General features: G+C 32.3%; 20 protein-coding genes and 1 pseudogene. 11 read left to right on the top strand and 10 right to left on the bottom strand.

Features of this window, described 5'->3' with window-relative positions; genetic code table 11:
- Window positions 1-6: 6 nt before the first annotated feature.
- Both AB8U03_RS00925 and AB8U03_RS00920 read right to left on the bottom strand, forming a co-directional pair.
- Window positions 7-921 (bottom strand): ABC transporter permease, encoded by a 915-nt coding sequence (locus AB8U03_RS00925; protein WP_369702661.1) that lies wholly within the window; start codon window positions 919-921, stop codon window positions 7-9.
- 11 nt (window positions 922-932) lie between these two features.
- The gene (locus AB8U03_RS00920) at window positions 933-1853 is read right to left on the bottom strand and encodes an ABC transporter permease (RefSeq protein ID WP_369702660.1); all 921 of its coding nucleotides are present in this window, start codon (window positions 1851-1853) and stop codon (window positions 933-935) included.
- 1342 nt (window positions 1854-3195) lie between these two features.
- Between AB8U03_RS00920 and AB8U03_RS00915 the strand changes: the two genes are divergently transcribed.
- From AB8U03_RS00915 to AB8U03_RS00905, 3 genes are all read left to right on the top strand, one after another.
- Window positions 3196-4290, top strand: coding sequence for a FecCD family ABC transporter permease (locus AB8U03_RS00915; protein WP_369702659.1), 1095 nt, complete (start codon window positions 3196-3198; stop codon window positions 4288-4290).
- Window positions 4287-5072 carry an ABC transporter ATP-binding protein gene (locus AB8U03_RS00910; protein ID WP_369702658.1) on the top strand — a complete coding sequence of 262 codons (786 nt, stop codon included), beginning with the start codon at window positions 4287-4289 and terminating at the stop codon, window positions 5070-5072. Before AB8U03_RS00915 ends, AB8U03_RS00910 begins: the two co-directional genes overlap by 4 nt.
- A gap of 121 nt (window positions 5073-5193) precedes the next feature.
- Window positions 5194-6285, top strand: a complete 1092-nt coding sequence (locus AB8U03_RS00905; RefSeq protein ID WP_369702657.1) for an ABC transporter substrate-binding protein — start codon at window positions 5194-5196, stop codon at window positions 6283-6285.
- Window positions 6286-6479: 194 nt separating this feature from the next.
- Here AB8U03_RS00905 and AB8U03_RS00900 read toward each other — a convergent pair whose 3' ends face one another.
- Window positions 6480-7202, bottom strand: a complete 723-nt coding sequence (locus AB8U03_RS00900; protein WP_369702656.1) for a polymer-forming cytoskeletal protein — start codon at window positions 7200-7202, stop codon at window positions 6480-6482.
- Between the two features lie 18 nt (window positions 7203-7220).
- Window positions 7221-7850, bottom strand: coding sequence for a YhbD family protein (locus tag AB8U03_RS00895; RefSeq protein ID WP_369702655.1), 630 nt, complete (start codon window positions 7848-7850; stop codon window positions 7221-7223).
- Window positions 7851-8006: 156 nt separating this feature from the next.
- Between AB8U03_RS00895 and AB8U03_RS00890 the strand changes: the two genes are divergently transcribed.
- From AB8U03_RS00890 to AB8U03_RS00865, 6 genes and pseudogenes are all read left to right on the top strand, one after another.
- Window positions 8007-8561 carry a PadR family transcriptional regulator gene (locus tag AB8U03_RS00890; protein ID WP_369702654.1) on the top strand — a complete coding sequence of 185 codons (555 nt, stop codon included), beginning with the start codon at window positions 8007-8009 and terminating at the stop codon, window positions 8559-8561.
- A 12-nt stretch (window positions 8562-8573) separates the two neighbouring features.
- On the top strand, window positions 8574-9281 hold the full coding sequence (locus AB8U03_RS00885) for a flavodoxin family protein (protein WP_369702653.1): 708 nt from the start codon (window positions 8574-8576) through the stop codon (window positions 9279-9281).
- A 268-nt stretch (window positions 9282-9549) separates the two neighbouring features.
- Entirely contained in the window at window positions 9550-9816 is a 267-nt protein-coding gene (locus AB8U03_RS00880; RefSeq protein ID WP_369702652.1) for a late competence development ComFB family protein, read from the top strand.
- 171 nt (window positions 9817-9987) lie between these two features.
- Complete coding sequence (locus AB8U03_RS00875; protein ID WP_369702651.1) at window positions 9988-10377, top strand: NifB/NifX family molybdenum-iron cluster-binding protein; 390 nt, start codon at window positions 9988-9990, stop codon at window positions 10375-10377.
- A pseudogene (locus AB8U03_RS00870) lies at window positions 10365-10607 on the top strand (GDP-mannose 4,6-dehydratase); the annotation flags it as partial. The gene AB8U03_RS00875 and the pseudogene AB8U03_RS00870, both read left to right, overlap by 13 nt.
- Window positions 10608-10946: 339 nt before the next feature.
- Window positions 10947-12974, top strand: coding sequence for a methyl-accepting chemotaxis protein (locus AB8U03_RS00865; RefSeq protein ID WP_369702650.1), 2028 nt, complete (start codon window positions 10947-10949; stop codon window positions 12972-12974).
- A 75-nt stretch (window positions 12975-13049) separates the two neighbouring features.
- On the opposite strand, the gene budA is transcribed toward AB8U03_RS00865, so the two are convergent.
- The 4 genes from budA to AB8U03_RS00845 all read right to left on the bottom strand — a co-directional run bounded on the left by budA (window position 13050) and on the right by AB8U03_RS00845 (window position 16795).
- Window positions 13050-13766 (bottom strand): acetolactate decarboxylase, encoded by a 717-nt coding sequence (gene budA / locus AB8U03_RS00860; protein WP_369702649.1) that lies wholly within the window; start codon window positions 13764-13766, stop codon window positions 13050-13052.
- Window positions 13767-13883: 117 nt separating this feature from the next.
- Window positions 13884-14342 (bottom strand): DUF441 domain-containing protein, encoded by a 459-nt coding sequence (locus AB8U03_RS00855; protein WP_369702648.1) that lies wholly within the window; start codon window positions 14340-14342, stop codon window positions 13884-13886.
- A gap of 163 nt (window positions 14343-14505) precedes the next feature.
- A complete protein-coding gene (locus AB8U03_RS00850) occupies window positions 14506-15381 on the bottom strand; it encodes a DUF6282 family protein (protein ID WP_369702647.1) in 876 nt (291 codons plus the stop codon).
- Window positions 15382-15541: 160 nt separating this feature from the next.
- Window positions 15542-16795 carry an NRAMP family divalent metal transporter gene (locus AB8U03_RS00845; RefSeq protein ID WP_369702646.1) on the bottom strand — a complete coding sequence of 418 codons (1254 nt, stop codon included), beginning with the start codon at window positions 16793-16795 and terminating at the stop codon, window positions 15542-15544.
- A 396-nt stretch (window positions 16796-17191) separates the two neighbouring features.
- Between AB8U03_RS00845 and AB8U03_RS00840 the strand changes: the two genes are divergently transcribed.
- On the top strand, window positions 17192-17944 hold the full coding sequence (locus AB8U03_RS00840) for a DUF434 domain-containing protein (RefSeq protein ID WP_369702645.1): 753 nt from the start codon (window positions 17192-17194) through the stop codon (window positions 17942-17944).
- A gap of 75 nt (window positions 17945-18019) precedes the next feature.
- Complete coding sequence (locus AB8U03_RS00835) at window positions 18020-18661, top strand: DUF2271 domain-containing protein (protein WP_369702644.1); 642 nt, start codon at window positions 18020-18022, stop codon at window positions 18659-18661.
- A 48-nt stretch (window positions 18662-18709) separates the two neighbouring features.
- On the opposite strand, the gene AB8U03_RS00830 is transcribed toward AB8U03_RS00835, so the two are convergent.
- Both AB8U03_RS00830 and AB8U03_RS00825 read right to left on the bottom strand, forming a co-directional pair.
- Complete coding sequence (locus tag AB8U03_RS00830; protein WP_455423793.1) at window positions 18710-20389, bottom strand: response regulator; 1680 nt, start codon at window positions 20387-20389, stop codon at window positions 18710-18712.
- Window positions 20370-22064 (bottom strand): sensor domain-containing protein, encoded by a 1695-nt coding sequence (locus AB8U03_RS00825; protein WP_369702642.1) that lies wholly within the window; start codon window positions 22062-22064, stop codon window positions 20370-20372. Before AB8U03_RS00825 ends, AB8U03_RS00830 begins: the two co-directional genes overlap by 20 nt.
- Window positions 22065-22248 lie beyond the last annotated feature (184 nt).

The raw sequence follows: 22248 nt of genomic DNA, 5'->3' as shown, positions 1-22248 counted from the left end.
CCCCTATTATTTTTTCATTTTAGGATCTAGAGAATCTCTTAATCCATCACCTAATAAATTAAATGCAAGCATAGTTAAACATATGGCTATAGATGGGAAGAACAATTGAAGTGGATACAATTGGAAGCCATCTAGAGCATCAGAGGCCAAAGTTCCCCAGGAGGCCATTGGGGCTGATACACCAAGTCCTATGAAACTTAGAAATGATTCTGTAAATATAGCCTCTGGAACTGAGAGGGTTAGAGTTACAATTATTGGACCCAAACAGTTTGGAATCAGATGTTTAAAAATTATCCTGGCAGAGGACGCCCCAAGGGTTTTTGCAGCAAGAACAAATTCCTGCTGTTTTAATGACATTATCTCCCCCCTTACTATTCTTGCCATGGTAAGCCAGAATGCAACTGCCAAAGCTATTATTATGCTTTTGAGCCCAGCACCAAATACCACCATAAAAAGTATTACATAAATTGTCATGGGAATAGAGTATAGAATATCCACTATTCTCATCATTATGTTATCTATTTTTCCGCCAAAATAACCTGCTATTCCTCCGTATAATATTCCAATTATTATGTCCAATAAACTTGCAACATAACCTACAGTAAGAGAAATTCTTGCTCCGTATAATATTCTTATAAAAACATCCCTTCCAAATTTATCTGTGCCGAACCAGTGAGCACCGCTTGGCGGCAAATTTGCTCCATTTAAATTCTGACTATAATAATTATATTTTGAAAATATTGGACCCAATAGAGCCAGCAGAGTGATAAAAATTACAAATATTAAACCAGCCATAGCCAGTTTATTGAGCTTTAACCTTCTCCATACATCCTGCCAATAAGACATGGTTGGTCTTATTAGGGTTTCTGATTCCTTTTCCTTTTTTGATACTTTTTCAAACTCACTTTTTAGTAATTCCATACCCTAACCTCCTAGGATTCAAGTTTTATTCTTGGATCAATAATAACGTATAATATATCTACAATTAAATTACATAGTATTAAAAATGCACTATAAAATATAGTGATACCTAATATAGTAGTATAATCTCTGTTATATATACTTTGGACAAAATCTCTTCCAAGACCGGGTATTCCAAATAAGTTTTCAACTACAAAACTTCCAGTAAGTATTCCGGCAAATAATGGACCAATATAGGTAACTATGGGTATGAGAGAATTTTTTAAGGCATGTTTATATATTATTCTGTTTTGAGATAGACCTTTTGCCTTTGCTACTTTTATATAATCCTGTCTTATTACCTCAAGTAAACTGGATCTTGATAGCCTGGCTATAAATGACATGGAATATGCGCCAAGAGCAATAGACGGGAGTACATAACTTGAAGGACTGTCCAATCCCACTGCTGGAAACCAACCTAATTTAACCGCAAAAAAATAAATAAAGAAAGTAGCCATTACAAAGTTGGGAACAGTTACTCCTATAGTTGATATGAGCATTGCTAGGCTGTCATGCCACTTTCCCTGATGCAGGGCAGCGGTTATTCCCATAAGCAGGCCGAATATTAATGCAAAAAGTATGGCTAGTAATCCTACTCTAGCGGATACAGGAAATGATTGAAATATTACCTCATTTACAGTTTTACCTTCATATCTCATGGACGGACCAAGATCACCATGTAGTACATCATCTAGATATGCAGTGTACTGTATACTGAGTGGCTTGTCTAATCCGAATTTTTCTTCTAGATTAGCTTTAATCTGTGGTGGAAGTTTTTTTTCATCATCAAAAGGACCGCCTGGAATCAAATGCATTAGTAAAAAAGTTATTGATATTACTATCCAGATTGTAATAATACTGTAAATCAATCTTTTTAAAATATATTTTGGCATTTTCTAACCCCCAATTATGTATTTTATCCGATGGCTGCCATTGCTAATACCCCCCATCTTTGTAAAGTGGGGATAAGCACTGTTGCACATCTGGATGAGTTCTTCTAAAGTTCAGATACGAGAAGCATTTCTTATGGGCAAACTCCATATGAACTCAAGAATCACTTGATTGTAAGTTTTCTATATTTGCAATATTTATCACAATGTATTTCAAGTGTAAGCAATAATATTAATTCAACTCATTTTGTTAGTTAATTACTAACAAAATTTATGCATAGAAAAACTCCAGCACATATTAAATATAGCGTAATGCCAATAAAGGTATAATGTCGGATAGAGAAATCACCACCCTATCTTTTAAGAGAAATTATTGATTTTTAAAAAGCAAGATTTGGATTCCCCGACCTAAAACGATATGTATAAAACATTCAGCTTAAAATTACCTGATGAATAAACACAAAATTCAACTTGCAATTTTATATTTTTATAATAATACCATAAAATTACTATTAAGTCAATAAACGGGTAACTGTGTTTTAAAAAAGTGATCATATCTGGGGAAGCATTCCTCAGAATAGAACCCTTTTAAGGAATGAGTGATATGGATTATAATAAAGTAGAAGATACAGTGCTAAAAAGGCAATGAAGATATTTCAGCAGAGTGCAGTGAGTTTTTTCAATATAGGTATCAGGATAATAGCACCGGATTCTGCATTGACCATTTTGTCATGACCCCCAGCATTACAGATGTATACCATTCCAAGACCTCCCCGGCAGGATGTACGAAAATTAAAAAATTAATATCAACATTTCCAGTAAGATGGTAAAATAGATATAAGTAATTCTCTAGTAAATTGAATAATCCGGGGCAGATTGAGTCAGCTGTCCAGACGTTGAGAACCATTCCTTCAAGACCATACTAAATAAATATCCTGTAAAATGTAATTATGCACAGAATTTGTATAAATATATCTTAGAACTGTTGTGTTATATAACATTATGTTATATAATGTTACGTAGTGTCATAGATTTTTAATTACTTAGTCATATCACTGAACTCATTTGGCAACAATTAAATCCTACATTTTCAAAGATATAATTACTGATATTACAGGTATCAAAGCTTATATTAAGGAAAATAATTCTAAATTTTTCAAATCTCTTATAAAATTATTATCTATATTTCGTAAAAGAGCATGTTGTCAAAATCGACAGGGTCATATTCAGGAGGAATCCTGTTGGGTAATATATAAGTTAAGGCTTTTGAAAACGTTCATATAAATGGAGAACTTAGAATTAAGCTTAAGGTTAATTATATTATAAAAAGAGGGTGCGAATACTAATGAAAGAAGATTTAGATCTTTCTTTAGAAAAGATTATAAAAATAGGAAAAAATACGATAAAAGAGAAAACTAAATCAAATAATAAAAGATTTTATGCAAACTGGACATTTTTAATGTTGCTTATAATTGTATTTTTATTTTCTTTTACTATTGGCAGTTACACATTACCAATTTCTGAAATTATAAATGTATTTTATGCTAAAATAACAGGAGCTGCCACGGCCTATGGGCCTAATGTAGAAAATGTAATATTTAAGGTCAGGATGCCTAGAATTTTTGCAGCCATGCTTATAGGTTGTGCCCTTTCTGCAGCTGGATCGGCTTATCAGGGATTATTTAGAAATCCAATGGTAGCTCCAGACATACTTGGAGCATCGGGAGGAGCCGGTCTTGGTGCAGCTATAGGTCTTTTATTTTCTTTTAGCTCTATAGAAGTCCAGATTATATCATTTATATTTGGACTAGCAGCAGTACTTGTTACATTGGGTATTAATTCGGCAATAAATCGAGGAGGAGAGGGTTCGGTATTAAGTCTTATACTTACTGGTATGGTTATAGCAAGTCTTTGCCAGGCTTTTATATCTATAATTAAATATGTGGGTGATCCGGAGAACAAGCTTCCGGAAATAACATTCTGGCTTATGGGAGGACTTTCTACTGTGACTGTGCGTGATGTTTTGATTATAATTGTTCCAATGATTATTGGCCTGGGTCCACTGCTTATTTTAAGGTGGAATTTAAATGTACTTTCTTTTGGAGACGAGGAGGCAAGTTCTCTTGGTATAAATACATATAAGATGAGGGCTATCGTAATAGTTTGTTCTACTTTGGTTACAGCTGCATCTGTGTCTATAGGAGGAATAATCGGATGGGTAGGACTCATAATACCACATTTAGCAAGGATGATTGTGGGGCCTAATTATAAAGTGGCACTGCCTGCATCCATGCTCATAGGAAGTATATATTTACTTCTGGTTGATGATATAGCAAGGGGAATATTTACTACCGAAATTCCGCTTGGAATACTTACATCTTTAATAGGGGCACCATTTTTCATATATTTACTTGTAAAAGGGAGAAGAGGTTGGATATGATTTTGAATATAAAGAATTTATCCTGTGGATATGGAGCAAAAACTATAGTAAGTGGAATATCTTTAACTGTAAAATCTGGAGAAGTACTATGTATTCTTGGCCCTAATGGCGCAGGAAAAACCACCCTTTTTAAAGCTATTTTAAGATTCTTAAAATTAAAATCAGGTGAAATACGAATAGATAATGAAAATATAAGTAATTGGAATAGAAAAAAATTGGCAAAGGCTATAGGTTATGTACCTCAGGCTCATACTACTCCATTTCCATTTACAGTTAGAGATGTGGTTGTCATGGGAAGGACAGCTCATATTGGGACAATGGGATCTCCAAGTCGTAAAGATATAGAAATTTCAGAAAACAATATAGAAATGCTTGGGATAAGCTATCTTAAGGATAAAATCTATACTGAGATAAGTGGAGGTGAGAGACAAATGGTTCTAATTGCAAGGGCACTTACCCAGGAGCCGGATATTCTTATTATGGACGAGCCAACTTCCAATTTGGATTTTGGAAACCAGATAAGAGTGCTAAGGCAAATTTCAAAGCTTGCTAAAAAGGGACTGACAATTATAATGACCTCTCACTTTCCTGATCATGCATTTTTGTGCTCTACTCAAGTAGCTCTTTTGCAAAAAGGTAATAAATTCAGTGTGGGAAATGCAGATGATATTGTTACTGAAAAGAATCTTAAAGAAGCTTACGGCGTGAATGTAAAAATTATAACTGCAAGCTTGTATAATGGATATGAAATCAAAACTTGTTTGCCATTAATGGAAGATTAATATGGCAGATATCTTTGTTGTTAGGTTTGATTAATTCTTGTGCTTCTTGAATCAATATCCATTTGATATTTCAGGGGTGCTATAATTAAAATATATATTTTTAATAAGGATGTGGGAGATTATGTTAAAGAACAAGGGGAAATTAAGAAGTTTGGCTGTGGCTGTATTTTCAGCAGTTTTTCTGCTGGCAGGATGCGGACAGAGCAGTACAAGTTCAGACAGCCAAAAACCTAAAGAAAGGATAATTACAGATTCCGTAGGGCAAAAGGTAAAGATTCCAGATAAGATAAATAAAATAGCAGATTCATGGCCAGCTCACAACGAAATGATAACTATGCTTGGCGCAGGAGATAAAATAGTGGCCACTATTTCTACTCCAAAATCAGTGCCATGGCTCTATAAAGTTAATCCTCATATGAAAAATGCAACTACTGTATTTACAAATTCTACGGTAAATACGGAACAGCTCTTAAACAAAAAACCTGATATCATATTTATGCCTACAAATTCTAAAATAAAAAATAAATTGACAGAATTAGGAGTACCTGCTGTTCAATTGAATTATACTGATTTTGACAGTATGAAAAAGGTTGTCAAATTGACAGGGGAAATTCTTGGAGGCGATTCTGTAAAGAAAGCAGATGATTATAATTCTTATTTAGATAGCAAATTGAAAATGGTAACAGATAGAACTTCTAAAATTCCCGATGGACAAAAGCCAAGGGTATTACATATAATATCTTTTTCACCACTTACAGTAGATGGGCGCAATACTATAATAGATTCCTGGATAAAAGCCGCTGGTGGTGTTAATGTAGCAGCTTCTGACATAGACGGCAATATGAAGGATGCATCTATGGAACAGATACTTAAATGGAACCCAGATGTTATAATAGTTGGAAGCAATACAACTGATGACAGAAAAAGTGCTGTTTCTGAAATAAACAAGCTTTCTAATAATTCAGTCTGGAGTCAGATAAATGCTGTTAAAAATAAAAAGGTATACATAAATCCTACAGGAGCATTTTTATGGGATAGATATGGCGCAGAAGAGGCTCTTCAAATACAATGGGCGTCAAAAACTTTGCATCCTAATGAATTTAGAGATTTGGACATGGTAAAAGAGACACAAAATTTCTATAAATCTTTCTTAAATTACAATCTTACAAGTGAAGAAGCAAATAAAATTTTAAACGGACAAGCTCCCGACTAGAAAGTTCGACTTTGTCTCATAAATCTTTCCGGCAGGTTGCGCATTAATTAATTTCTATGCGAGAATTTAAAAATAAAGCTGCATCGGAATTTTATGCATTGAAGGGTTATGAGCAAGAATTGGAATGATTGAATTGACCATCAGTTAGTCTTATAGCTAATTGATGGTCATGATTATCTGTGTAAATCACTTCTCTAATCTATCTTTTTGCAAAGGGTTTTGGAATTTTCCCCTATATCCACCGTGTTTCTATATTCAACTCTTTCAATATTACAATTGGGTCCTATTACAACATTATTTCCTCTTACTATTTTGGAATCTGTATTTTCAAGATAAATATCGTCTCCCTCAATTACATCTGTTACAAGTCTTGCATAATTGGAGAACAAATTTATCATTTTAATAAAAAAATTGCTTGATCCTGCTTTTACCTGTATATTTTCGCCACCTATTTCTTTGGCTCTGCATTTTCCATACATTTCTACATCTATATCATCTGCATTCAATAATCCACCTATATTAAAATTTCCCCTTATATTAAAATTTTCTGCTTCACAGTCACCATTTATGGATATTGAACCTGATATTTGCACATCTTCAGTATTTAAATTATTTTCTATATGTGTTGAACCACTTACCTTAACTTTTTTGGCAGTTACATAACCTAGTATATGGGAAGAGCCACTTACAGACATTTCTTCTGAATCAAGGTTTCCGCATATTTTAGTGCTGCCGCTGATCCCAATTATCCTGGATTTTACATTTCCCTTTGCAGTGGAAGAGCCTGAACATTTATAATAATTACAATTTATATCCCCATCTATTTTAACTGAACCGCTGATTTTTACTTCATTATAACTTCCGCCGCTTATTGATCCTGATCCAGAGATTTTCATATCCGATAATTTATTCTCCATTTTAATACTCCCTCTCATTTATAATATCAATTTAGATTTTAATTTTTCCACACATTCTCCAGTATTTATTTTTAATACGAGAACTGCTTCATCTTCAATATATATTTCATTCGGTATCCTCATAAGAAGACATATTCCTATGCCAAGTTTTCTTATAAGTACTACATCAAAATATTTACCGTCAAAATTTTCATAGTTTTTCTCCAAAGTATCAAGTATCAATTTAGCTTCTTCCAAACTTGTTTTACCCGATTTTATGAACTTGTCTGTAATAGTCATAAATAAAATCTGATTAAAATAAAATCCAGTTATTTTTTTATGCATACTCTTGTACAGAGATATTGTCTGCTTTGAAACAATGTTCTGGTTCAACATATCTTTTTCTTCTAGAAATATTTCAAAAAAAGTTGGAGAAAAAATATCCGCGAGTTCATCTAAAGATACACCATCTTTAAAGTTCTTAATTTTTTTTATTCTATCCAATATTTTATTCTTTGGAAAAAATGTTTCTTGTCCTGTAAAACTTGATCTTTTTATGAACCATTCCTCTGGTATCAACTTTTTTCTTTTCCATCTGTATAGTTGTCCATAGGAAATATCCATTAGTTTTAGTAAATCTTTTTTAGAAATTAAATTTTCTTCTTCCATGGCCTCATTCTCCTCAATAACTTCTTGAATAAAATCAGTGTAACATAACATTGTTATGCAGTCAAGAAAATTTATAATTGACTTTATATATCACTGTGATATAATAATTAAAATAATATATCACAATGATATATAAAAAAATAGAGGTGAAGTTGATTGGCAAAAGTAAATAAGACCAAATATGCTCTTTTGGGAGTTCTAAGTATAATGTCCGGTTCAGGGTATGACATTAAGAAATTTTGTGATTCCTCCATAAGCCATTTTTGGAATGAAAACTATGGACATATATATCCTGTACTTCAGAAAATGGAGAAAGAGGAACTCATAACAAAGAAGGTTGAGCAGTCACAGGGAAGACCTTCTAAAAATGTGTATTCCATAACAAAAAAAGGTAGAGAAGAGCTCAGAAAGTGGCTTATGCTTCCAGCTGAGCAGGAACCTTTAAGATCTGAGCTTCTTTTAAAGATATTCTGGTCAAAGAATATACCTGTTCAGAATATTATAGAGAAGGTAAGCAGGATTAAAAGTGAATGTGAATTTCATCTCAAACATTACAGAGAGGTTGAAAACTACTTGAAGCAAAACAGGGAGAAAATAGGTGATAATAATTTATCATTGTGGCTTATTACCCTTAATTTTGGAATCAATGATTCAGAGGGAAAAATAAAATGGTGTGAAGATACGATTGAAATATTAAAATCCATGGAGTGAGGAGGATGTTGTATGAAAGTTCTAGCCGTTAATGGAAGTCCGAGAGGGAAAAATGGAAATACGGAGGTGGTTTTGAAACCTTTTTTAAAAGGGTGCAGCAGGGCAGGGGCAGATGTGGAGACAATTTATTTAAAAGATAAGAAGATAAATCATTGTACAGGGTGCTTTACCTGCTGGACAAAAACTCCTGGAAAATGTATTCATGAAGATGATATGAAAGAGCTTCTTGAAAAGATAGTGCAATCTGACATAATGGTTTATGCCACTCCGCTGTATTATTTTACTGTAACCGGCATAATGAAGGATTTTATGGATCGTATGCTTCCATTAAATAGCAGCAGGATAGTTAAAAATGGTAAAATATATACCCATCCTAGGCGGTTTGGTGAAAATTCTACCCGTACAGTGCTCATTTCAAATTGTGGTTTCCCTGGGAAATATAATTTTTCAGGACTTTTGGAAACCTTCAAGGTTATGACAGGTGGAGAGCTTGCCGCTTCAATTTTATGCGACAAGGGAGGAATATTGGAGTCTGTTTCTGAAAATAAAATATTGAAAAAATTGTACTCTTCTTTCTTTGTGGCATTGGAAGATGCGGGAGAGGAAGTGGTAAACCAGGGACATATAAATGTTGACACGCAGTCTGTGCTTGACAGGGATATCATAAATACTCGAATCTACGTAAGTGCTGCGAATATCAGCTGGAAAAAGAAATCATAGCTGCAGCTGAAAAAGGAGCAGTTAATTAGCTGCTCTTCTATAATTCTCTGCAAAAGTGGGAGATCTTAGCAATGATAGCCATGGGATAAATTTTGTTATGGAAAAGGATGAGTGATATGGATTATAATAAAGCAGTAGGGTTAAAGATTAAATAATAAAGTATAGCCTGCCACACGAAATATTCTGCTCAAAGGGAGGTTGATTCCATGGATAGGGTAGAACAACTTAAAAAATACTTTTAGAAACTAAGAATGAAGAGGTGAGATAATTGATTAAAAACTATATGGAGGATATAGTAGATAAATTAATGCCTAAGATATTAGAAAATTATGATGATATTTGTAAATGCCCTAAATGCATGGATGACATAAAAGCTATAGTACTTAATAATCTCCCACCCAAATATATATCCAGTGAAAAAGGACTATTATATACTAAGATAAACCAGCTTTCAGAGGAATTTAATACAAATATAGTAAAGGAAATAGCTTTAGCCATAAATATTGTATCTAAAAATCCATTGCATCACTGTTAAAAATTTTATCAGCCTTATAAATTACGTTTCTCTAAGACAATGTTCTAAATAATAAAAAGCAGTTGTTTGTAAGCAAATAATGAGATTAAATGCTGTGATTAGCAGTAAAAAATTGCTTAACACAAACCATGCTATATACTCGCCATATATAAATATAGGAGGAGAAAAACCATGATTATTTCAGTACCTTATGAAAACGGACAGGTATTTCAACATTTCGGTCATACTAAAGTATTGAAAATTTACGAGGTGACCAACAATGAAATTGTTGACAGCAGAACTGTTTCTACAGACGGCAGAGGACACGGTGCATTAGTAACTATACTTAAATCTCTAAAAGTTTCCATATTGATCTGCGGAGGCATCGGCGGCGGTGCCAAAAATGCTCTTGTTGAAAACGGTATTCAACTTTTTGGTGGGGTTGCTGGTAGTGCAGATAAAGCTGTAAAAGATTATATTGCAGGAAAGCTCAATTACAATCCTAATATAGAGTGCAATCACCATCATGATAACAGTCATGACTGCGGTGAACATGAGCACAGCTGCAGTCATCACAAATAGTAAATGCAGGTACAGGAAGAGATGTTACTATAAATGAACTTGCAGATATTATAAGCAATAATAAGGTTAAAATAAATCATGTAAAGCGCATTCATCAAAGTGAAATTATGAAACTTAAATGTGATTATTCTAAAGCTAAAAGGCTCATTGGATGGGAACCTAAGTATACACTGGAACAGGGTATTGAAGAAACTAGAAAGCAGATAGAGGAAACTAAGCTTTTGAAGTAGAAAATTGCCCTAGGGATGTAAATTCACATGAAAAAACAGTAAAAAAATATTAAAAAAATAACTTCTGCAAGGACTTGAGTTGAAGAATTGTGAAATTTTCTGAACTTAAGTCCTTTAAAGATTGTCCATTATTATACGATAATAAATTAAATTGTAAAGATAGGGGTGATGTGACTAAATTTTTCAAGCACCATTAATAAAAATTATAATTAATATTACGTGAAAAAATATCAACAGTCTGTTTGATTTAAGTAAAAAATATTGGCTCAAGATCTATTTTCATCGTAAAATTTGTAGTAAATAATTTAATCTAAGTCATGGAAAGACGGGGGTAGTAATATGGATATTAGAAAAAAGATGCCGTTGTTTATACTGCTTATAGTAATCATTCCAGTAGTTATTATAAGTTCAGCAGTTTATTTTTGGAATTCCAGATCAATGCTAAAAAAAAGCAAGAGTAATATGTCCATAAGTGCAAGTCTGGTTTCAAATCATATAAGTGATATTGTAAAAAATGAACAAGATCAGGTATATATGCTGTCACAGGAGAATGAGATTATAGATGCGGCTAAAGAAAGACAGCAGGGAAGCCGTCAGGATTTTCTGAATGCTTATGGTTATGATAAAAGTCCTGCTGATTTAATATTGGAAAAAAAATTTAAACGGCTTCAAAATCATGAACACCTTTCTTTAATTGATCCTGATGGTATAGTGATTTGTGATAGCAATCCAGACAATATAAAAGTGGATTTGAGCAATAGAGACTATTTTAAAGAGGCAATGTCAGGTAAAGAATATGTAAGTGATACTATACTTTCAAAAATAAATAAAAAACCTGTGGTTGTTTTTACAGCTCCGGTAAAAGATGAAAATGGAAAGGTTATAGCTGTTGTGGGTGACACTGTTTATACTGACTTTTTTACTAAAAGTCTATCTAAGATAAAATTTGGTTCTACAGGATATGTCTATATGGTGGACAATAAGGGTATAATGTTGTCTCATCCGGATAAAAATAAAATATTAAAACCGGTGGAGAACAGTATCATAAAGCAGGTGGCTGATAAAATAAAAAATGGGCAAAATGTTGAAAGTGATGTGCAACTATATAAATATAATGGAGATGAAAGATTATCAGGATATGTTGTAATACCAGGTGTCAGATGGATCTTAGCTACGTCACAGAGTATGAGTGAGGTTAATGAAGACACGAGAAATATTTTATTTATAAACTGTATAATTGGAGTAATTACAGTATTGCTGGCTATTTTAATTGGATTAAAGTTTTCTTCAAGCATTACTGTGCCTCTTGGAAAATTACTGGCTTTAATGGATAAGGCATCCGAAGGGGACATTACTGTAAGGTCGGACATATCAAGAAATGATGAAATAGGAAAGTTAAGTATTGGTTTTAACAAGATGATTCAAAATTTATCTGATATAATTAAAAATGTGAAAAATAATTCTACAGATGTAGAAGAACAATCCATCAATTTATCTTCAGTTTCAGAGGAAATGGCATCTTCTTCACAAAATGTAGCAGACTCCATACAGGAGGTAGCTAAGGGAGCTGAATCTCAAGCAGAGGATTTGGTAAAAATCAATTCAATAGTAAATGATTTTGCAGTGGAAATTGAAAATATTGTGGAATCCATACAGGAAGTGTATAAAAATATTGGAGATATAAATGGAATGTCTGTGAATAGTAATGATAAGATGAAAATTGTAAAAGGTTCAATTAACGATGTCAGTAGTTCATTTAAAGATTTTTTGAAAAAGATTAATAATTTGGATAAGGGTATAAAACAGATAAACAGTATTATAGATATTATAAACGACATAGCGGATCAGACCAACCTTCTGGCTTTAAATGCCTCAATAGAATCTGCCAGAGTTGGAGAGGCAGGGAAAGGTTTTGCTGTAGTTGCAAATGAAATAGGAGAATTGGCCGAACAATCTAAAAAATCTGCTAAAAATATAAGCATTTTAATAGGAAACATATCTGGTGATACAAAATTGATGGTACAATCTACAGGACTGATGAATGAGGAATTAAGTAAACAAATAGATGCCGTTGGAGTTTCTATTGAAGCTTTTAGAGATATCGCCAAGGCTGTCAAGACTGTAAATTCTAAAGTGAATGAAGTGCATAATTCAGCTTCTAAAATTGACAGTGAAAAAAATAAGATAGTTGAAAAGCTTGAAAGTGCATCATCTGTGGCAGAACAGATATCAGCTTCAACACAAGAGATATCAGCTACTTCTGAAGAGATGAGTGCATCTACAGAGGAAATTTCATCTTCTGCTGATAAATTAAGTAATATGACAAAAGGTATGTCAGATTCCGTTAAAAAATTTAATGTAGCTTAAGTGTGTTGTGGGGTCAGATACCATTTCTCCTATTAAGTCTAAATGGGGGATGAGGGGGGTCAGACCCCATTTATTCTATTTCTCCACTTTTTTTATTTCACTGTTTCTATCTGTAATATCCATGTTGTAAAAGTATTTATTATCTGGAAGTTCCATTCTGAAGCAGGAACATTTTTGTATAAGAATATCTGCATTTTTGATTGAAAAATCACTTATATGTCCGCCTACCCTTTTATCCCTGCTTATAAAATGAAAATGATATCCAGGTACATTGAGTCCTTCAACAAATGAGGGACATCTAAACCCAACTACATCTCCTTCAATGTCTTTATATTCAAAAACATGTTGATCTTTAATAGCATCCACCATAGGTTTATAGGGCAATTCTTGCTTTACTACGGTTTTTGTTTTCATATGTTTAAATGTACCCTTCATATAAAAAGCATAAAATATATTTTTACTTTCTATAAGGTTATCAAGTTTTTTCTTTATATCATCATAGCAGTTACAATCTTTTATATTGCATATGTCATATTTTTCAAATTCAGTAACCACAGCAAATGGAACGGATACATTTTTTATACATTTATAAACACTTCCGTCGGGTCTGGTTCTATAAAAATCACCATTTAATAGAGTCAATTCGCCATCTAAGCCCTTAAAAGTACCTATTCCAAAGTTGCCCTTTTGAAGAAGTTTATTTAATGAGATGCATCCATCATACAACCCTGAAACCAATGCATTTATTGTGGACATTTGATATATATGGTTTGGAACCTTTGATTCATCCATTATACTCACCTCAAGATAATTATATCATATTATGGAGTCTAAACTTTTAAAAATGAGAGATCTGGCACAGAAAGTTATGTTAGGAAACGTTGATGCTGAAGAAGTGGACTTTTACATTTAAGTTTTGTGAAAAATTTTTAATCCCAATGCAATTATTCCAGAGGTTATCAGTGGACCTACGGGAACTCCCCCTAAGAATGCCGCTGCAATTATTGCACCTAATATTAAAGCTGGCATGACTTCACTGTGACCTTGTACAGTCAGATATTGCATCCCTAGACCGCTTAAATAGGTGGTGAAAAGGGATACTGCAAGAGCAAATATTCCAAGCCATGATGTAAATACGCTTTTAATATTTATGTATTTTACATTCCCATTTGCTATTGGAATTAAGATAGAAGCGACAAGTATGACTATTCCCCAAAAAACACCGTTTTCTTCTAGTGATGGGAATATATATTTATCAATATTTAAAAGTTTTAAAAGTAAAAGTATACAGGTAGCTGTGGCTACAGAATTGGCTTTCCCAATAACTGCAGCTGCTAATATTATAATTAATATAACAGTTGATTCCAATATAATCATCTCCTCAACTAATATATGATCCATGATATTGTATTATGAGTGACAATTAAGTCAATTTACTATAAGTTAAAAAATATGTTGATTTACATTAACTCAAATAATGAAAATGAGTATAGATTTTTATACAAATCTATACTCATTCCAATTATAATTATTAAAGACCCAATAATTTTGAAGGATATTCTTTTGTCATTTTATCAATAGCTTTATCAGATAAGCCGGATTTATGTAAGAACAATATATAATCAAGCAGTTCTTCACTCCATAGTGGATTCTCAACTTGTCCTGCATCTGTTGATACAATTGTAGATTCATAGCCAATGGCTTCAATAGCTTTTAAATTCATTGTTAAATTTTTTACCCATTTTCCATTGACTACTCTTGCGTAACATCTTTCAAAATATACACCATATTTGGACAGGGCTTTCTGGTCATCTAAACCCATATTTACTGAAGGCCATTCTGGATGAGTGACAACAATTTTTTTAACTCCTAATTCCTTTGCTTTCTCTACCACTACTCTTGTCTCATAGGGTGATAGATGTGCAGTGGCCATGATTACATCCTTTTCTGCTATCATTTTTAAAATCTCAATAAGTTCCGGTACAACTGTTCCATTTTCTAATACCTCGATGCCATCTGATTTTCCCTTTTGTTTTCTGTCGTTTGCCGAAAATTCTGTAGGCAGCCATATAATTTTTGCATTCATTGAAATAGCGTTTTGGACTGCTGCAGGATTCAATCCTCCTACCTGTGTATTTAAAGTAATGCCGCCAAATACATGGACTCCTGGTACTGCTTTTTCTGCAATTGCTGCCCTGTCCATAGTAGGTACAACATGAGATTTTATTACGATAGCTTGTACCCCTACTCTTTTTGCTTCTTTTGCAAGCTCTATATCATCTAAACGTCTTTCCTTAATGTCGGGAAATGTGTGAATATGCATATCAATTACTCCTCTTAATGCATTATCATCACATTTCATATTCAAGTCAGGTATTCCCTTTAACCCATTAGTCTCACATTTCATATCTTGACGCACCTCTCCTTATATTAATAATATTTTTTAAATCATTTTGTCTTTAGCAAGCAATTATATACCATTAAAATATTGTTTTCAATATTTTTTATTCTGAATAGCTTTTACAACTAGAATAAACCTAGCAGCTTGAAGCTTGTATACTTTATATTTACATAAATAGTGCCTTAATGTTAGTTAATGATTCTATACCTGCATAAGAGGTAATTACAACTATAACAATACCAACTACAAATAGCCATTTTGGATGCTTATAATCCCCTACAATATCCCTTCTTCTGGATGCTATCAGAATCATAATAAGCATTATGGGAATGATCAGACCGTTCAAGGATCCTGCAACTATGAGTAATTTAGCAGGTTTACCTAATATGGTCATTATAAATGTGGAAATAGCAATTATAATACTTGTAAGTATTCTTTCATGCTTATTTACAAAAGGATTCAGTGTTTTAAAAAAAGAAATTGTGGTATAAGAAGCTCCTACAACTGATGTAACTGCCGCACACAAAATAGCCACTCCAAAAAACATATACCCCAGATTTCCAGCGCCATATTTAAAAGCTGATGCTGCCGGATTGCTTGGGTCAAGTTTTATACCTCTGGCCACCACACCTAAAGTAACTAGAAACAGCATAATTCTGATAACTGTTGTAATGGCTACTGTAGAAATGGCAGATCCTTCAACTCCCTTTAGATTTTCTTCGCCATCAATTCCTGCATCTATCAAACGATGCATTCCGGAGAATAAGATAAAACCTCCTATTGTTCCTCCCATTAAAGTGATAGTTGGAAACAACAAAGTGGATGGATTCTTTGGAAATACAGTTCCGTAATTCAAAGTCAATGTGGTACTTGTTGCATTACCATGGAGAACTACTATAGTCATATAGAAAATAACGAATATCATGATGATACCTATTACTTTAGAAAATTGATCTAATGCTCTACCTATATTTTTAGATAAAAATATAACTATAGCTGCAATACCGGCTAGATAATATCCTGCTTTAAAATTAATTCCAAACAAGATGCTGAATCCCAGGGCTGTGCCGCCAATGTTGCCTATATTGAAGGCTATGGCTCCTAATAATATTAGGAAGGAAATTAGATATCCCAGACCAGGTACAATTTTATTTGCAATGTCTTGTGCTTTTAACTTTGAAACACATAGTATACGCCACACGTTAATTTGTGTGAAAATATTTATGGCAAACACCATGATAATTACTAAAATAAGTGACAATTTATAATCTTGAGCAAATTGAGCTGTCTGGGTTAGAAATCCAGCACCAACTGTTGATGTTGTTGCAGTAAAAAATGTGGCACCCCATAATATACTTTTTTTTGTCTTTTCATCTGTAACTTTTTTAGCAAGACTATTTTGATTTTTATTGTCAGACATTTATAGCCCCCCTTATCTTTATACTTTTAAGAATCTCATAATAAAAAATACTAGTTATCTATCTTTCATAGCGCCTCTCCCATCTTGTTAAGTTTAAAAAGTACTTTATGTTGATTTAGCAAAACTCAAAAAATTTCAGCTTGCATTTTCATACTGTAGAAATCGATTTCATTAAATACATACAGTATACTACCAAATATTTATTTTTTCAATTATTTTCTACAACAGGAAAATAGTACTTTTCATAATCTTTTATAAAAATACACTTTTTAATTATAACATGCCTTTGAGGAAAATAAGATAGAATAATATTAAAATTAAACACATTCACCTTAATAAATAGGGTAAAATAGATATTGATGAATCATGTCTATGTTCATTGTAGGGGATATAATAATGTGTAAAAAATTAAAGATAGTCAACAGGGGAATTGATCCGCAAGATGGCAGATGGTTTTCAAAAGAGGCTGTTTTAAAGCTTCAAAAAGCTCAACAAGAAATAAAATGGCTTCTTGACAGAGGTTATAACGGGCGTTCTGTTTTAGAAATGGTGGGAAATCATTATCAGTTTTCTTCCAGACAGAGAGATGCCCTCAGGCGTTCAACTGCATCGGATAAAAAAATCAAAATAAGAAAAGAAAAGTGTATCTGTCCGGATTCATTAAAAAACAACTCTTTGTATATAGATGGGTTTAATTTGATTATTACATTGGAGACGGCACTTTCAGGAGCACCTGTAATACTGTGTAATGATGGTGCTTTTAGGGACTTAGCAGGACTTAGAGGCACTTATGGCATTATTGATAAAACTCAGTATGCATTAGATGCAATAGGAAAAGAACTTGATGACATTCATGTTTGCAGTGCTAACTTTTTACTTGACAGAGGTGTATCAAATTCGGGGAGATTAAAAAAGTTCATATTGGAACATTCCATAAATTGGAATACTTATGTAGAAGTAAACCTTATGGATGCAGTGGATTCTTTTTTATATAAAAAAGAGGGGATAATAACAAGTGATTCCATAATACTTGATGAGTGTTCTAGCTGGTGTAATTTTGCCAGGATTATTATAGAGGACCACATACCAGGTGCTTATATAATAAATTTAAGCGGTAAATATAAAGATAGTCTTTATGATATACAGTAGGTATTATGTTTAAGTTTGAACAAATGTGATAAAATATTGATGTAAAGTTATATTATTGTAAGAGGTGGATTTGAAATGAGAAAAGATAAATCTAGAATCATGGTTTTAGTTGTAGCATTATTTGTATTATTAAGTGGATGTGGCGCAAAGAATAATATAAATTCACAAAAAAATACTTCACAAACTAATGAAGCTTCTACAAATAGTAAAAAAGGCACATCTGAGCAGGGGCCTGGATCTGTAAAAATCCAATATAACCTCAGCAAAATACCTAAATTGGCCAGCAACCAGTTAGCTGTATGGATAGAGGATGAAAAGGGCAATTACGTAAGATCTATTTATGCCACTAAATTTGTAGCTACAGGAGGATATTCCGAAAGACAACAAGCTCTTCCTGAATGGATTAAAAAATCCAATTGGAAAAATGCCTCAAAAAGTGAAGTGGATTCTGTCAGTGGTGCAACACAAAAACCGGGAGTAATTGATCTTACCTGGGATTGTACGGATAAGAATGGAAAAGCTATAAAGCCAGGAAAATATTTTTATTTTGTGGAGGGAAATATCTACTGGGAAAACAGGGTTATATGGAAAGGTCAAATTGAAGTTGGAAATAATAGGAGTGAATCTACGGCAAGAGCTGAATATGTTCCTAAAAATGCTAAAAGCCAAGGCGATTTAATAGAAAATGTATCTGCTGTATTTACACCCAAAAACTAAAAATATTGGATAGGGAATAGACTGCTTTTGGCAACCTATTTCCTATTATCATAAGAACTTTTTTATGGTGTTTTTTAATATGTGTATTGAAAAAGGTTTTGCAATGTAGTCATCCATACCATTTCCAATGCACATTTCTCTGTCACCTGACATGCTATATGCGGTCATTGCCACTATAGGTATGTGATTTTTAGTATGAACTTCATTTTTCCTGATTATTCTTGTGGTTTCAAGTCCATTTAATTCTGGCATCTGTATATCCATAAGTATTAAATCCACAGCAGTATTCCCCAAAAATTCCAGTGCTTGTTTTCCAGTATATGCACATATATAACTATACCTTAAATTTTTTATCATATCACGTGTTATCTGCATATTTATATCGTTGTCTTCAACTATCAGAATGGTTTTATTTATTTTTTCTGGTGATACCGTAATAGCTATATCTGAATTAGCAGAAAATTTATTAGCTGGTTCACTAAAATCCAGTAAAAACTCCGATGTAAAATAAAAGGTGCTTCCAAAATTTTCTGTGCTTTCAAACCATATGTCCCCATTCATGATTTTTACCAGTTCTTTTGATATTGAAAGTCCAAGACCGGTACCTGCATAATCCTTGTTATACGATATATCCTGCTGAGAAAATTTCTTGAAAATTTCCTGCTTAAATTCATTCTTGATCCCAATACCCGTATCCTCTATGGAGAACTTAAGAATTATTTTTTCATTTATCTGGGATATCAGTGTAACCCTGAAAATTATTCTACCCCTATTTGTAAATTTAAGCGAATTATTGAATAGATTTATCAATACCTGTTTTAATTTTAATTCATCACCAGCCATTTTATAAGGTATAAGTGAATCTATAAAATAAGTAAACTCTATGTTTTTCTTTTTGCAGGCAGATGAAACTTCTCTTATAAATATATCTATCATATTTTTGAAATTAAATACTTTTATACAAAGATCGATATTTCCGGATTCTATTTTAGATATATCTAGAATATTGTTTATTATATCTAATAGGTGTTTTGATGAATCCCTCAATATTTCAATATATGCTTTTTCATCCTTTTTTAACTTCATTAATCCCAGTAATTCAATAGCTCCTATAATACCATTTAATGGAGTCCTGATTTCATGGCTCATATTGGCCAGAAATTGACTTTTGGCTTTGTTTGCACTTTCTGCTTCTATTTTAGCTTTTTCTGCCTGTAATTTAGCTTTGCTCAATTCCTCATAATTAGTTCTTAGTTCCTCTTCTGTAGCTGCCAGTTCCTCATATATAGAAGAAAGTTCTTCATATTTATTTTTTAGTTCCTGCTCTTTCTTTGCTCTAATTGTAATATCATTTATTACGGTTAAAAATAATATCTTTGAATTTGACTGAATCTTAATATAGGATACTTCAACAGGAAGGCTTGAACCGTTTTTTCTGTAATGTATAGTTTGAAATTCTATTTTTTCAGCTTTTGCTCTTTCAAGTTGTACATTTATATAATTTGCTTTATCTGAAGCTCTTAAGTCAAATATACTCATTGATAGTAATTCCGTTTTTGAATATCCATAACATTTCACTGCTTTTTTATTGGCATATAGTATTTTACCTTTTAAACTAACCAATAATATTATGTTTTTAGAGTTTTCAAATGCATTTTTGCTTATTATAAAGCTGTCCTGAGTATTGTTGTTTGTTGGTTTTCCCAATTTAAACTCCTCCAAAGCCATCTTTTTTCATTAAAGTTTTTTCAACTTCATTTATAGTAAGTGGTTTGCTGAAATAATATCCCTGAATTATATTACATCCGGTTTCAGAGAGCAAATCCAGCTGTTCTTTTGTTTCTACTCCCTCAGCAATTATTTCATAGTTCAATGATTTTGATAAATTAACCATGCAATTTATTATAACTTTATTTTTTTGATGATAGATATTATCAATGAAAGATTTATCTATTTTTATTGTACTTATAGGCAGAACAGTTAAATAATTAAGTGAAGAATAGCCGGTTCCGAAATCATCTATAGAAACTTTAACCCCTTTTTTCAGAAGCTCATTTATTGTTTTAATCTTGTATGAAAATAAATCAATCAATGTACCTTCTGTTATTTCAATTTCAAGTTGGGAAGGTGAAATGCCATATTTTTTATATATATTTACAAATTTATCTGCAAAACCAACTTTTTTTAGTTGAATAGGAGAAACGTTTACTGATATTTTTTTCAATTCATGACCTTTTAATTTCATCTCATAAATGGTTTTACATACGGAATTTAATACCCAATCACCTATTTCTACAATATTTCCTGTCATTTCCGCTATGGGTATAAACTCTGCTGGAGAAACAAATCCAAGTTTGGCGTTTTGCCACCTTAATAGAGATTCAAATCCTATTATTTGGTTTTTTATGATATCTACCTGTGGTTGATATAGCATATGGAATTCATTGTTTTTTACAGCATTTTTAAGTTCCTGTTCTATATTGACCTTTCTGCGATATGAATTAAATATTTCATGCTGAAAAAAAGTAAAAGTGCTTTTACCATTAATTTTTGAATGGTATAGTGCTAAATCAGCGTATTTGTATAATTCATTTATATCATGGCTGTCCTCTGGAAATAATGTAATACCCATACTTATGGTTATATATATCTTGTCACCCTTAACTTCAAATGGTTTTTTTAAATAATTAAATATATGATAGCATAATTCTGATAATTTATTGTAAGAATTATATTTATTGATGAGTATTATAAATTCATCTCCGCTTAAACGATATAATTTTCCCAGGTCTTTTATACATGAATTTATCAGTTGAGAGAAAATTACCAATAACAGATCTCCATAATCATGCCCAAAAGTATCATTAACCAGTTTGAAGTCATCAATATCCATAAATATTAATGAGCCATTCTGAGAATTTATTAAAGCTGTCCTGAGATCATTTACAAACAAAAATCTATTTGGAAGACCTGTTAAAGAATCATAATATGCCAGATAATTAATATGCTCCTCCAATGATTTTTTTTCAGTAATATCATTTATTGATCCGGATATCAACCTGATCTTACCCTGTGGATTCTTGATGGCCTTTCCTTTAATAAGGATGGACTTGATTTTCCCATTATTGGTTGAAATCCTAAACTCGCTTTTATATATGGAGGTATTTCCATTGATAAAAAAAACAAGATCATTTTTGGCACTTACCTTATCAGGTTCAACAGCAGTTTTTTGAATAAAATCCCATAGATCCTTAAAATCTATTCCAGTATGTTCAATTATATTTGTAAAATTATTGGACAGAAATAATGTGTTATTTTCCATGTTCCACTCCCAAATTGCTATATCAGCTCCCTTTAAGGCTCTTAAATAGATTTGTTCATTTCCTTCATTATAAATATACATATTGACCTCCTTTCAGTTTGACAAATTAATATTGAAGGCTAGGGGGAAAATACTTTATTATCTACATTTAATACAAATAAATTTATTATAATATATTATATCATCCTTATTTGAATAAAAATTAGGTATCTTTAAAATATTAAGGATTATTTTATAGTACACGATAATAAAATTAAATGGAAGG

It is taken from the genome of Clostridium moutaii, assembly GCF_041205085.1.
In the GTDB taxonomy this organism is placed as follows: domain Bacteria; phylum Bacillota; class Clostridia; order Clostridiales; family Clostridiaceae; genus Clostridium_B; species Clostridium_B moutaii.
The sequence above is the reverse complement of the archived record's forward strand: the minus strand, read 5'-3'. Positions and strand labels throughout refer to the sequence as shown.

Excerpts from the sequence above, each read along its gene's own strand:
- AB8U03_RS00915 (WP_369702659.1), top strand. The coding sequence starts at position 3,196 with ATGAAAGAAGATTTAGATCTTTCTTTAGAAAAGATTATAAAAATAGGA.
- AB8U03_RS00895 (WP_369702655.1), bottom strand. The coding sequence starts at position 7,850 with ATGGAAGAAGAAAATTTAATTTCTAAAAAAGATTTACTAAAACTAATG.
- AB8U03_RS00835 (WP_369702644.1), top strand. The coding sequence starts at position 18,020 with ATGAGAAAAGATAAATCTAGAATCATGGTTTTAGTTGTAGCATTATTT.
- AB8U03_RS00920 (WP_369702660.1), bottom strand. The coding sequence starts at position 1,853 with ATGCCAAAATATATTTTAAAAAGATTGATTTACAGTATTATTACAATC.
- AB8U03_RS00875 (WP_369702651.1), top strand. The coding sequence starts at position 9,988 with ATGATTATTTCAGTACCTTATGAAAACGGACAGGTATTTCAACATTTC.
- AB8U03_RS00830 (WP_455423793.1), bottom strand. The coding sequence starts at position 20,389 with ATGGCTTTGGAGGAGTTTAAATTGGGAAAACCAACAAACAACAATACT.
- AB8U03_RS00900 (WP_369702656.1), bottom strand. The coding sequence starts at position 7,202 with ATGGAGAATAAATTATCGGATATGAAAATCTCTGGATCAGGATCAATA.
- AB8U03_RS00905 (WP_369702657.1), top strand. The coding sequence starts at position 5,194 with ATGTTAAAGAACAAGGGGAAATTAAGAAGTTTGGCTGTGGCTGTATTT.
- AB8U03_RS00840 (WP_369702645.1), top strand. The coding sequence starts at position 17,192 with ATGTGTAAAAAATTAAAGATAGTCAACAGGGGAATTGATCCGCAAGAT.
- AB8U03_RS00865 (WP_369702650.1), top strand. The coding sequence starts at position 10,947 with ATGGATATTAGAAAAAAGATGCCGTTGTTTATACTGCTTATAGTAATC.
- AB8U03_RS00845 (WP_369702646.1), bottom strand. The coding sequence starts at position 16,795 with ATGTCTGACAATAAAAATCAAAATAGTCTTGCTAAAAAAGTTACAGAT.
- AB8U03_RS00925 (WP_369702661.1), bottom strand. The coding sequence starts at position 921 with ATGGAATTACTAAAAAGTGAGTTTGAAAAAGTATCAAAAAAGGAAAAG.
- budA (WP_369702649.1), bottom strand. The coding sequence starts at position 13,766 with ATGGATGAATCAAAGGTTCCAAACCATATATATCAAATGTCCACAATA.
- AB8U03_RS00910 (WP_369702658.1), top strand. The coding sequence starts at position 4,287 with ATGATTTTGAATATAAAGAATTTATCCTGTGGATATGGAGCAAAAACT.
- AB8U03_RS00850 (WP_369702647.1), bottom strand. The coding sequence starts at position 15,381 with ATGAAATGTGAGACTAATGGGTTAAAGGGAATACCTGACTTGAATATG.
- AB8U03_RS00885 (WP_369702653.1), top strand. The coding sequence starts at position 8,574 with ATGAAAGTTCTAGCCGTTAATGGAAGTCCGAGAGGGAAAAATGGAAAT.
- AB8U03_RS00825 (WP_369702642.1), bottom strand. The coding sequence starts at position 22,064 with ATGTATATTTATAATGAAGGAAATGAACAAATCTATTTAAGAGCCTTA.